Annotated in this window: 9 protein-coding genes; 1 reads left to right on the top strand and 8 read right to left on the bottom strand. The window is 72.5% G+C overall.

Annotated features, from left to right (window positions below):
• Positions 1–8: 8 nt before the first annotated feature.
• The 8 genes from HNR10_RS03985 to HNR10_RS31680 form a co-directional block, all read right to left on the bottom strand.
• Positions 9–1469: a glycoside hydrolase family 32 protein gene (locus HNR10_RS03985; protein WP_179820927.1), complete on the bottom strand. Its 1461-nt coding sequence runs from the start codon at positions 1467–1469 to the stop codon at positions 9–11.
• Positions 1466–2923 (bottom strand): glycoside hydrolase family 172 protein, encoded by a 1458-nt coding sequence (locus HNR10_RS03980; protein ID WP_179820926.1) that lies wholly within the window; start codon positions 2921–2923, stop codon positions 1466–1468. The genes HNR10_RS03985 and HNR10_RS03980 overlap by 4 nt, the downstream gene beginning before the upstream one ends.
• A 75-nt stretch (positions 2924–2998) precedes the next feature.
• Positions 2999–3880 (bottom strand): carbohydrate ABC transporter permease, encoded by an 882-nt coding sequence (locus HNR10_RS03975; RefSeq protein WP_218897611.1) that lies wholly within the window; start codon positions 3878–3880, stop codon positions 2999–3001.
• The gene (locus HNR10_RS03970; RefSeq protein ID WP_218897610.1) at positions 3861–4757 is read right to left on the bottom strand and encodes a carbohydrate ABC transporter permease; all 897 of its coding nucleotides are present in this window, start codon (positions 4755–4757) and stop codon (positions 3861–3863) included. The genes HNR10_RS03975 and HNR10_RS03970 overlap by 20 nt, the downstream gene beginning before the upstream one ends.
• 91 nt (positions 4758–4848) lie before the next feature.
• Positions 4849–6288 (bottom strand): ABC transporter substrate-binding protein, encoded by a 1440-nt coding sequence (locus tag HNR10_RS03965; RefSeq protein WP_179820924.1) that lies wholly within the window; start codon positions 6286–6288, stop codon positions 4849–4851.
• A 73-nt stretch (positions 6289–6361) separates the two neighbouring features.
• A complete protein-coding gene (locus HNR10_RS03960; RefSeq protein ID WP_179820923.1) occupies positions 6362–7387 on the bottom strand; it encodes a LacI family DNA-binding transcriptional regulator in 1026 nt (341 codons plus the stop codon).
• A gap of 180 nt (positions 7388–7567) precedes the next feature.
• Entirely contained in the window at positions 7568–8641 is a 1074-nt protein-coding gene (locus tag HNR10_RS03955; RefSeq protein ID WP_179820921.1) for a LacI family DNA-binding transcriptional regulator, read from the bottom strand.
• Between the two features lie 108 nt (positions 8642–8749).
• Positions 8750–10924: a glycoside hydrolase family 32 protein gene (locus tag HNR10_RS31680; protein WP_179820920.1), complete on the bottom strand. Its 2175-nt coding sequence runs from the start codon at positions 10922–10924 to the stop codon at positions 8750–8752.
• 349 nt (positions 10925–11273) lie between these two features.
• Here HNR10_RS31680 and HNR10_RS03945 point away from each other — a divergent pair, with 349 nt between their 5' ends.
• On the top strand, positions 11274–12323 hold the full coding sequence (locus tag HNR10_RS03945; RefSeq protein WP_179820918.1) for a sugar ABC transporter substrate-binding protein: 1050 nt from the start codon (positions 11274–11276) through the stop codon (positions 12321–12323).
• Positions 12324–12354 lie beyond the last annotated feature (31 nt).

Genomic DNA, 12354 nt, shown 5'->3' with positions numbered 1-12354 from the left:
AACGCCGGTCAGGCGCCGGTGGCCTCGTCCGGCGCCTCGTCGACGGCGGTGGCGGACAGCCGCCAGACCGCGCAGTCCATCCGTGTCCCGTCGTGGGCGGCGAAGGCGCGGACGGCGCCGAGCGCGGTGCCGGTGGTGTGGATCCGGCGGGTGAGGGCGACCCGGTCGCCCGCGAAGACCTCCACCACCGATCCGTCCAGGTAGATCCGCAGGGCCGCCGGGTCCGCGGCGTCCAACGGCGCGCGGCACCCCTCGTCCGGCGCCGGGCCGGTCACGGTGACCGCTTCGGCGTCGACCGCCACGGTCAGCGCGCGCGTCCCGTCAGGCGACAGCTCCACCCGTACCCCGTACCGGCCGCGGGGCCGCTCCACCGCCACCTCGATCTCCATCTGCCGTGCGGCGGGGCACAGCACGCTGCCCGGGGCACCTGCCGGGTCGGGGACCGGTCCGCTCCGCACCAGGTCGGTGCGCAGCCCTTCCAGTTCGGGCGCCGGACGGACCCGGAGCCCGGCTCCGTCGGTGTCCACGACGCGGGGCAGGGTGAGCGCGCCGACCTTGGCGGCGCGCGCCCGGTCGTGCTCGGCCAGGGGCTCCTGTACCCAGCCCCACACCAGAGTCCGCCCCGCGGCGTCCACGGCGGCGGCCGGCGCGTACAGGGCGTCGCCGTGGTCGAACAGGCGCGGCGGCCCGTGCGCGTGGAAGGCGCCGCCGGTGATCCGCCCGGTGTAGGCGACGGTGTGCAGGAGGGGGCGGGGCGCCTTCGGGTCCTGGCAGCTGAGCAGGAGCACGGTCAGGTCGCCGAGGTCCAGCAGTTGCGGGCACTCCCAGTGCTCGCCCAGGTCGATGCCGCCGGCCTCGCGCGAAGCGGCGAAGAACTCACCGCGGTAGTGCCAGGTGGCCGCGTCGTGGGAGGAGTAGCGCAGGACCGTGCCGTGCCGCTCGCCGGTGGTGGTTCCCGAGCCCAAGATCAGCTGCCACTCCCGTCCGTCGTGCCACAGGAAGGGGTCGCGGTGGTAGCCGCTGTCCAGTCCGTCCGGCGGGCCGGCGACCAGCGGCCCGTCCGGGTCCTTGGCCCAGGCGGTCAGGTCGGCCGATCCGGTGGCCCGGCACACCGCCTCCACACGGTCGTCGCCGTCGCCGACCACGCCGGTGTAGTAGAGGACGGGGCGGCCGTCGACGATCCGGGCGCACCCGGACCAGCACCCGTCGGCGTCGGCCCGCCCCGGTTCGGGGGCCAGCGCGTCGGGGTGCCGCCGCCAGCGGACCAGGTCGGTGGAGCTGACGTGGCCCCACGAGGGTGGCCCCCACTCCGGGGCGTGCACGTTGGCCTGGAAGAACAGGTGGTACACGCCATCGTGGTGCAGGGGGCCGTTGGGGTCGTTGATCCAGTTGCGTTCGCCGGTGACGTGGTAGCGGGGCGTGTCCAGGTCCGGGGCGGGCGGGGCCGACCGCCCCGCCGCGCCGGTCACCGGCGGCCCAGGAACGCGGCGCGGATCCGCGCGGCCTGATCGGCGTTGGCGCGCTGCCGCTCGCGGCTGTCGGCGGCGCGGCGCTCGAACCACTGGGCGCGCTTGGCCTCGAACTCCACCATCCGGTCGTCGCGGGCGCGGATCATCTCCAGGAGTTCGCCCGGCAGGCCGGCGCGGTGCGCGTCGTATCCGCCAGCGGACCCGTGGGCGCCGCCCGCGCCGGCGGCCGGCCCCCGCGGGGGCGACTGGGGGATGCGCGAGAGGCGGTCGGCGACCCCCGGGATCTCCAGCCCGGGGCCGGGCAGGGTCTGGTACCAGTACGCCGTGGAGGCCCAGTCGTCGGCGAGGTGGTTGGCGTGCCCGTGCTCCATGGTGACCTTGATCCGCTCCTCGAAGCGCACCGGGTCGGCCAGGTGCCACCGGTAGCTGACCTGGTAGCCGGGCACGTCCTCCTCGTGCACGATGGTGCCGCACATGGGGTAGGCGTTGCGCTGCATGCCCCAGGCCTGGTTGAAGTAGTCCTCTCCGCCGGTGCCGTGCATGCTGGGCGGCCAGGTGTCGTCGTCGATGAAGATCATGTCGTCGCCCTCGCCCCACCAGGTGCCGGGGAAGTGCGCGACCGAGTGGTTGCAGCCGATGTAGTTGCCGGCGCCCTCGGTCTCCAGGATGACGTAGTTGCCCGCTCCGGTGAGGTTGGGCACCTGGGTCTCCAGGCTGTTGACCTGCAGGTCCGGCCCCCAGCCGTCGCAGGGGTTCTCGCGCCGCCAGTGGGCGTGGAAGTACAGCACGTCCCCGGGGAGCTGCTCGCGGTAGAGCTCGTAGTCGACGTAGTAGTACTGCACGTAGGGGACGTCGTTCTGGTTCTCCACCTCGATGCGGGCCCGGCTGTTGAAGGGCATCGGCAGATAGCAGTTGAAGGCGGCGGGCCCGCCGAACTTGAGCCGTTCGCCCTCCTTGACGGAGACGGTGAAGGGCAGGGACGAGAAGTTCCCGGCGATGGAGTTGCCCACGCAGAAGAAGTCGCCCAGGGGCGCCACCACGCTGGGGGTCTCCTGGTCGTCCCAGTACATCCGGATGATCACCTTGCGGTAGTAGTCCGGGTCGGTGATCTCCCAGTTCAGGCCGAGCGCGTTGTGGATCTCGAACATGGCCACGCCCGCGAGCGTGGGGTCGATCAGGCCGGGTCCCAGGACGCGGCGGCAGGTCTGGGTGAGCCACAGGTGGGTGATCGCGCCCGGTCCCTCCAGGTCGGCCAGGACGGCCGTCTCGCCCGGCATGACGACGAAGGCGTCCTCGTTGCCGCCGGTGCGGTCCCAGCTGGAGACGCGGGCGCTGCGGGCGTCGCGCCGCTTCGCGGCGCGGCCGAGCAGGTCGTCGCCGATGGAGAAGGGGGACGGGCCGCCCGAGGCGGTCGGCAGGGCGGACGCGGGCGTGGACACGGATGGTGTCGGCATCGTTGCTCTCTCCTTGGGTGGATGCGATGCGTGCGGTGGAGGTGGCTGGTGCGGTGCGTGCGGTCGGGGCGGGCCTCAGCCCTTGAGGCCCGTGGTCGCGACGGACTCGACGATCTGCCGTTGCAGCAGGACGAACATCAGCAGCGTCGGCAACGCGGCGAGCAGGGAGGCGGCCATGACGAGGTTCCAGTCGCCGCCGTACTGGTTCTGGAAGGTGGCGATCCCGACCTGGACGACCCACAGCGACCGGTCCCGCGCCACGATGAGCGGCCAGAGGAAGCCGTTCCAGGTGGTCAGGAAGGTCAGCACACCCAGGGCGGCGAGCATGGGCCGGCTCAGCGGCAGGACGACGGAGAAGAACCGGCGGACGTACCCGGCGCCGTCCAGGTCGGCGGCCTCCTCCAGGTCGCGGGGAAAGCGGACGTAGAACTGGCGCATCAGGAACACGGGGAAGGCGGTGAAGGCCACCGGCAGGATGAGCCCGGCGTAGGTGTTCCCCATCCCCATTCGGGTCACGACCACGTACAGCGGCACGATGATGACGGGCAGCGCGACCAGCAGGGTCGCGAAGAAGGCGCCGAAGACCCACTCGCGGCCCGGGAAGCGCAGCCGGGCCAGGGCGTACCCGGCCATCGAGCCGAACCCGACCGCCAGGACGGTGACCGCCACCGACGTGACCAGGCTGTTGAACAGGTACAGGCCGAACGGCACGTGGTCGAACACGGCGGCGAGGTTGGCCAGGGTGGGCTCGCGGGGCACCAGGTGGCGCGAGCCCGCTTCGGCGGGGCCCTTGAGCGCGCCCAGGACCATCGCGACCAGCGGGAACAGCTGGACGGTCGCGACCAGGGCGGCGAGGACCAGCAGTCCGGCGCGCCGCACGCGCAGGCCGCGTCGCCGTGCCCGTCCCGGTCCGGCCCCGCGCGTGTGGCGGGTGCGCCTAGCGGTCGTCGTGGCCAAAGCGTCCACCCCCCGTCAGCCGGAAGGCGGCCCCGGTCAGCACGATGAGCGCGAACGCGTACCAGGTCGCCACGGCCGAGGCGTAGCCGAACTGGTCGAACCGGAAGGCCTGCTCGTAGATGAAGTAGATGCCGATGCTCGTGGAGCGGTCGGGCCCGCCCTGGGTCATCACGTACACGAGGTCGAAGGCCTGCAACCCGGCGAGCCCGGCGATGGTGGCCAGGATGAGGACGAAGAACGTCGTGGGCCGCAGCATCGGCAGGACGATGTCCACCAGCGTCCGCCAGGGCCCCGCGCCGTCCAGCCGGGCGGCCTCGTACAGCTCCCGGGGGATGTCCTGGAGCCCGCCCAGCAGGATGATCATGTAGAACCCGACGAGGAACCAGATGCTGATCCCCGTCACGGTCCACAGGGCGACGTCGGGGTCACCGAGGAAGGACGGCGGTGCGACGCCCACGGAGCGCAGCACCGTGCCCACCGCGCCGATGCGGTCCGAGAGCAGGTAGCGCCACACCAGCGCCACCACGACCAGGCTGACCGAGTAGGGGGCGAAGAACGCCGTCCGGAAGAACGCCCGCGCCGGCAGGTCACCGTTGACCAGGAGCGCCATGCCCAGCGCCGTGAGGTACACGCCGGGCATGAACACCCCGACGTACAGGGCGGTCACCCGCATGCTGTGCGCGAACTGCGGATCGGCGAACATCCGCCGGTAGTTGTCCCACCCGACGAAGTCGATCTGGCCGAAACTGTTGACCGAGGTGAAGCTGAGCCCGAAGGCCAGCAGCATCGGGAGGAGGACGAACAGGCCGACGCCCAGGGCCGACGGGGCCACGAACGCGTAGCCGGTCAGTGCCTCGCGTCGCTCCCGGGCCGACATGCGTCCCGGCGCGGCGGCGCTCGGCGCGCCCCTCCTCCGGGCTCTCCCGGGCCCCGACGGGGCCCTCCTGCGTTCCATCAAGGCGTTCATCTCACGATCCCAACGGTGCGCCGCTGTAGTTCTCCAGTTCGACCGCGATCTGTTCGTGCGCGGTCTGCGCCGCGATCCCCGGTTCCACGCCGCTGAGCTGCACGGCCTGGATGGCGTCGGTGACCGCCTGGGCGACGGCGGGGGTGAAGCGCGGTTCGCCCCGTCCGAGTGGCGTGGTGCCGTCGGTGGGGTCGTCCGGGTCGAAGCCGGCGGCCTCGAAGGCGGCGTAGGACATCAGCTCGTCCTCGCCGAACAGGCCGTTCTCCTGCGCGTGCCGCATGACGGAGGCGCGCACGGGCAGGCTCTTCTTGGCGTCGAAGGCCCAGGAGGCCATCCGCTCGGTGCTCTCCTCGCCCGCCAGCGCCCAGGCGCAGAACTCCGCGGCCGCGGCGGGGTCGCGGCCCTGGGAGTTGACGCAGAACGACCAGCCGCCCAGGACGGTCACCGGGTCGGTGCCGGCGTCCGGTACGGGAAGGGGGAACATCCCGTACTCGAAGTCGGGCGCTCCCGTCTCCAGGAACGAGCCGCCCGCCGTGACCATGGGGACCATCGCGGCGTAGCCGCCGGCGAGGTTGGCGACCAGGTCGCCGCCGCCTCCGCCCTGCGTCGTGCGCGGGGCGACGCCCGACTCGATCGCGTCCTGCCACAGGGCCAGCGCCCGCACGGTCTCCGGTGAGTCGAACCGAGGGAGCAGGCCGCTCTCGTCGACCACGCCGCCGCCGGCCTGCCACAGGAACGGGTACCAGGTGAAGTTCTGGTAGACGTTCGGGGCCGTCTCGAACAGCAGGCCGTAGCGGTCGTCGGTGGTGAGCCGGTCGGCGACCGACAGCAGCTCGTCCCAGGTGCCCGGGATGTCGCCCTCGGACAGTCCCGCGTCCTCGAAGGCCCGCACGTCGTAGAACATCGTCACCGGTTCGGCCTCCATCGGCAGGCCGAACAGGCGGTCCCCGACCGTGCGGGTGGCCAGCGCCGAGGCGTGGAAGTCGGCCGTGCCGCGCTCGCCGAGGGCGTCGGTCAGGTCGTAGAGGACGTCGCCGTTGTGGTAGCGCAGGAAGTCACCCGGACTGATCACGAAGATGTCGGGCCCCTCCCCGGCGGCGAAGGCCGACTGGAGCTGGGTGCCCTCGATGTACTCCGACACGGGGATGTAGGTGAGTTCGACCTGTCGGCCGCCGAGGGCGTTCCAGTCCTCGACGAGCGTCGTGAACCAGCTGCTCTGGGCCTCGACCGCGTAGGTGCCGCCCTCCTGGGGCGCGTACCACTGCCAGAACGACAGGGGTCCGTCGCCGCCGCCCGAGCAGGCGCTCAGGGCCGTGCCCAGGGTGCCCAGGGCGGCGGTGCCCAGTCCCAGGCGGGCGGAGGCGGACAGCAGGGTGCGGCGACTGACCGGCCGGCCGGTCAGTGATGATGGGCGGCGGGAGCCGGATGCGTGGGTGGCCATGTGGTTCCTCGTGGACGTGGCTGTCGGGGGGATGTGCGGTCCCGTGAGGGGACGTGAGGTGCGCTGCGGCGCCCTACGGGCAGCCGCAGGAGCGGCGGACCCTCAACTCGGGGTCGAGGACGTGGACGCGGCGCTCGCCGTCGGGACGGGCGATGCGGTCGAAGAGCAGTTCGGCGGCGGTGCGGCCGATGGCCTCGGTGGGCTGGGCCGCCACGGTCAGTGGCGGCTCGACCAGGTCGAACATGGGCTGGTCGTCGAATCCGCACAGCGCGATGTCGTCGGGCACGCGCAGACCGGACTCGCGCAGGGCGTACAGGCAGCCCTGCATCAGCAGGTTGTTGGCGCAGAAGACCGCCGTGGGCCCCGCGGTGTCCCGGCCGGCCAGGTCCAGGACCAGGCGGCGGCCGAGTTCCAGGGTTCCGGCGGTGCCGATCGCGTCGGCGGGGCGGCCCTCCAGGACGGTCAGGCGGGCGTCGGGGTGGCGGGCCACCGCCTCCCGGCAGCCGGTGAGCCGCTCGCGGCTGGGCGTGCCCTCGGTCGTGCCCATGACCACGGCGATGTGGCGGTGGCCGTGGCCGAGCATGTGCTCGGTCAGGTCGCGCGCACCGGTGCGGTGGTCGATGAGCACGCTGTCGAAGGGGTCGCCGTCGGCGCGGCGGTCGACCAGCACGGTGGGCACGCCCTCCTCGGTGAGCTGGGACAGTGCGGCCGGGTCCTCGGTGGCCGGGGCCACGATGACGCCGGCGACGCGCTCGGCGATCATCAGGTCCAGGTGGGCGCTCTCGCGCTCGATGTGCTCGTCGGTGTTGCACAGCAGGACGGCGTGGTCGCGGGCGGAGGCCACGGACTCCACGGCCCGGGCCACGGACGCGAAGAACGGGTTCTCCACGTCGGACAGGACCAGGCCGATGGCGTCGGCGCGCTGGGTGCGCAGCGTCCGCGCGGCGCGGTTCTGGCGATAGCCCAGGGCGGTGGCGCTGGCGCGCACCCGCTCGGCCAGTTCGGGGCGGACGTAGTCGCGGCCGGAGAGCACACGGGAGACGGTCGCCGTCGACACACCGGCGTGTTCGGCGATCTCCGCGTAGGTCGCACGTGCCACGAGAACTCCTGAAATCGATTACGTAATGGATTACACAGCTATGTTCGGCGGGCTGTCGGGGGCTTGTCAAGGGGTTCGGGTGACCTGAGTCACTCTGACTTTGTGCCGGTGGGCGGACGCGGAGCGTGTCCGCCGCCGGGCGTGTTCAGGCCGCGGGCGGCGCCCCGGGCCCGACCGTGGTCAGCCTGCGGGCGGGGGGATCTCACCGGAGCCGCGGGCGATCAGCGTGGTCGGGACCCGCTCCTCCCTGGGCGCTCCGTCGTCTCCGGTGATGCGCTCGAAGAGGCGCTGGACGGCCAGTGTGCCGATGCGCATCACGTCCTGGGCGACGACGGTCACCCGGGGCGCCAGGAGGTCGGCCATGGGGAAGTCGTCGAAGCCGACCACGGCCACGTCGTGGTGCAGCCCCCGCGCCTGGAGGGTCTGGATGGCGCCGATGGTCACGAGGTTCTGTGCGGTGAACAGGGCCGTGGGCGGGTGCGCGGAGTCGAGCATGGCGGCCACCGCGCGGGCCGCGGTCCCGGGATCGGGCAGGTCCAGGGCCACCCGGTCGGGGCGTTCGGGCAGGCCGCGCTCGGCCAGGGCCCGGCGGAAGCCGGTCAGGCGCTCGCCGACCGTGGTGATGGAGGATTCGTCGCCCAGGAAGGCGATCTCGGTGTGCCCGTGGTCGGCCAGGTGCAGCACCGCCTCGCGGGCGCCCTCGGTGTTGGTGGCCAGGACGGCGTCCGCCGCCAGTCCGCGCGGGGGCCGGTCCACGAACACCACCGGTGTGCCGGTGCGGATCTCGCGGTGCAGGTAGCCGTGGTCGGGGGCGGCCGGGACGATGATGATCCCGTCGACCCGGTGCAGGGTGGCGGCGCGCACCAGTTCCAGTTCGCGCTGGGGCTCCTCGTCCAGGCTCCCCGCGAACACCAGGGTGTCGTGCTCGCGGGCCACGTTCTCCACCGCCCGGCTCAGGGTGGCGGAGAAGGGGTTGGCGACGTCCTCCAGTAGCAGGGCGATCTGCCGCGTGGCGCCGTCGGTGCGGCGCAGGCTGGAGGCGGCGAGGTTGGGCTGGAAGTCGAGCTGGGTGATGGCGCGGGTGACGCGGTCGCGCAGGTCGTCGGAGACGGTGGAGACACCGTTGATGACCCGCGAGACCGTCTTGATGCTCACCCCGGACAACGCCGCGACGTCGCGCATGGTCGCCCGGCGCACCGGATCTCCGGTCGTGGCCCGCTGGTCCCTGTCACTCTGGTTCACCGACACCTGCATCTACTCTCCGGACACCGTGGCAGCGCCCCCGGGCGGGTGGGGCCGGGGCGGCACGTTCGCGGTGCCGCCCCGGGGCTCATCGCCGTCCGGGTACGCGGGGGGACGGACTCATTCTGCCGCACCGCCGGGACCGGGGCCCAGCGGACGGACGGTGACGTCCTCGTCCGAGCCGGGGCCGCCGTCGGTGTAGACGGACATCCCGTTGGCGTCGGGACCGGGGAAGACGAGGTCGGTCAGGGTGGCCCGGCCGCCGGCGGCGAACACCTCCACCGAGGAGGTGTCCACGACCACGCGCAGGCGCAGCCTCCCGTCGTCCAGGGGCAGTGGGACGGCGCTGCGGCTCGGGAAGGCGTCGTGGAAGCCGGTGTCGCCGGAGTCGGAGCGGTCGAGGAACAGCTCCTGGGCGGCGGTGTCGTAGCCGATCACGGTGGCCTGGTCGGCGCCCTCGTGCACGCGCAGGCCGATCTCCTCGGACCGGCCGGGCCGCAGAGTCAGCTCGACCTGGTAGGCCCGACCGGGCTCGGCGGGCGGCAGGTCGAGACCGCGCGCGTGCACCGGGGCGCGGTTGCGGTCGTAGACGGGGTCGCCGTAGACCGACTCCAGCTGGTCGACCGGGTTCTGGACCAGTCGGGGCCGGCCGTCGACCGTCTCCAGCTCCAGCTGCCGGGGCAGGGCCATGGCGCCGCGCCAGGGCGAGGTGGGCGTGTTCTCGGCGTACTGCCAGTTGTTCATCCACGCCATGGTGACGCGGGCGTCGTCGGGGGTGTCGTTGTAGGAGATCGCGGCGTAGTAGTCGCGGCCCCAGTCGAGCCAGTCGTAGTCGGCCAGGCCGGGCACGGGGTCGTCGGAGAACATCACGTGGTCGAGCAGGACGTGCCCCCATCCGCCGGTGGCGTCGTCCTCCACGCGCAGCCGGGCGGTCCGGCCGACGAGGTCGGCGACGTCCCAGGAGACCCAGTCCAGGGTCTCGCTGTCCTGGCCGGTGGCGGTGCGTACGACCTCGCCGTCCACGACCAGGTCGACCGAGGCGTGGCCTCCCTCGCCGGTCCTGGGGTGGTGGCCGCCGCCGACGAGCAGGTTGACGAAGTCGCGGTCGATGGTGAACTCGGGCGAGGTGGCGTGCCCGCGCGGGGCGTCGCCGCCGACGAAGCCGTTGAGCAGGTGTTCGCCCTCGTAGCCGACCACGGGGTGCTGGCCGGGCAGCGTCCCGGCGGCGGGCGCGGTGCCGAAGGGGCCGTCGCCGCCCTGGCCGTCCACGTCGTTGACGACCTCCCAGCCGCCGTAGCCGTTCTCGAAGTCGGCGAAGACCTCGCCGTCGGGCGGGCCGGAGTCCACGAGGTGCTCCGGGGTGAACCTGGTGCCGTCGAAGTCGCCGACGAAGTACTGGGCGCCCGAGCCGCCGGCGACGGAACCGGGGTTGAGGTTGACGATGAGGACCCAGCGGGTGTCGTCGGGGTCGCCGTCGACGGGCAGCTCGAACAGGTCGGGGACCTCCCAGACGCCGCCGTCGGCGTGGGCGGGGCCGAAGTCGCTGAGGAACTCCCACTCGACGAGGTCGTCCGAGCGGTGGAAGAGCACCCTTCGCTCGGTGGCCACGACCGTGGACATCACCCAGTAGCCGCCCTCCTCGTACCAGAACACCTTGGGGTCGCGGAACTCGCCCGAGTCGATGTCCAGGACGGGGTTGCCCTCGTACCGCTCCCAGGTGTAGCCGCCGTCGAGGCTGTAGGCCAGGGACTGGGCCTGGATGCCGGGCCGCTCGGAGGAGCCGGTGTAGGCGCTGGTGTACAGCGCGACCAGCGGCGGGTTCTCCGCGGTGCCCAGGCCGCTGGTGTTGTGCTCGTCGAAGACGATGCCGCCGGAGAAGACGTGCTCGTCCTCGGTGTAGGGCAGCGCCAAGGGCTGCTCCTCCCAGGTCATCAGGTCGGTGCTGGTGGCGTGCCCCCAGGACATGTTGCCCCAGCGGTCGCCCTCGGGGTTGTACTGGAAGTACAGGTGGTAGACGCCGTCGTGGTGGATGAGCCCGTTGGGGTCGTTCATCCAGTTCTGTTCCGGGGTGAAGTGGATCCGGGGCCGGTGCGGGTGGTCGGATCCGGTGGAGGGTGCGGCGGGTGCGGTGGCGGATCCGGCCGTGGGGACGGCGGCGGGGGCGGCCGCGCCGGTGAGGGTCAGGGCGGCGCCGGTGACCAGGGCGACCGTGGCGGACCGTGCGGCGGGTCGGCCGGGGTGCCGGGCCGGGCGCCGGGGCGCGTGTCGGAGGTCGGGGCGTGGTCGTCGGTGCATGAGGGATCTCCGATCTCGACCCCCGCGTCAGTGTGTCGGTCCCACCGCGAACCGCGCCCCGGCGTGGCCTGCGGGAGTCGGCGCTGACTCGTCCGCGGGGCGCTTTCGAGGGGTGTCGGTGGGCGACCGGGGGTCGGTGATGTGGATCACCCTGCCTCTGGCGAGTCAACGTTGTCAACGGGTGCTGTCGGACTTCTTCGGTGCGCTGAACTCAGTAGATCCCAGGGGTTGACATACGTGCGTTGTCTCGATGAAACTTTCGGGACATCGTTGTCTCGGTGACTGGCGTCACGAGGCACACCTCACCCCTCGTCCCGCGGGCAGCGGGACGCCGACGAAGGAGTCCCCCATGACGCACGCACCGTGGACCCGCCGGGCACTGGCCGCCGCCGCGGGAACCGGGCTCGCGCTCTCACTCGCGGCCTGTTCCGACGCCGGGGCCGAGGACGGAGAGGTCCTGGTCGGGCTCATCACCAAGACCGAGACCAACCCGTTCTTCGTCAAGATGAAGGAGGGCGCGGAGGAGGCGGCCGACGAGCACGGCGTGACGCTGCAGTCCTTCTCCGGCGACTACGACGGCGACAACGAGTCCCAGGTCCAGGCGGTGGAGAACCTCATCGCCGCCGGCGCCGACGGCATCCTCATCACCCCCAACGACTCCGAGGCGATCGTGCCCGCGCTGGACCAGGCCCGCGCGGCGGGGATCATGGTGATCGCCCTGGACACGCCGACCGAGCCCCAGGACGCGGTCGACGCCACCTTCGCCACCGACAACTTCCTGGCCGGGGAGTACATCGGCCAGTGGGCCGCAGCGCACTTCGAGGCCGAGGGCGTGGACCCGCGCGTGGCCATGCTCGACCTCAACCCCAACCAGATCGCCGTCGACGTCGCCCGCGACCAGGGCTTCCTCCAGGGCCTGGGCGTGGACATCGCCGACCCCGGCCAGATCGGCGACGAGGACGACGACCGCATCGTCGGCCACGACGTGACCGAGGGCGCCGAGGAGGGCGGGCGCACCGCGATGGAGAACCTCCTCCAGCGCGACCCCGACATCAACCTCGTCTACACGATCAACGAGCCGGCCGCGGCCGGCGCCTACGAGGCGCTCAACGCCGCGGGCGTCGCCGAGGACGTGGTGATCGTGTCGGTGGACGGCGGATGCCCGGGCGTGGAGAACGTCGGGAGCGGGATCCTGGGCGCCACGTCCATGCAGTTCCCCCTGGACATGGCCGCGCAGGGCGTGGACGCGGTCGTCGAGTACGCCGCCTCGGGCGAGACCCCCGAGCCCACCGAGGGCCTGGACTTCGTCAACACGGGGGTCGAACTGATCACCGACCAGCCGATGGACGGTGTGGAGAGCCAGGACAGCGCCTGGGGCCTGGACAACTGCTGGGGCTGACCCGCGCCCACGCACGCGACGACACGAAGGA

This window comes from Nocardiopsis aegyptia (genome assembly GCF_013410755.1).
Lineage (GTDB): Bacteria > Actinomycetota > Actinomycetes > Streptosporangiales > Streptosporangiaceae > Nocardiopsis > Nocardiopsis aegyptia.
Note: the sequence above shows the minus strand (reverse complement) of the source record. Positions and strands in the feature narration are given on the sequence as shown.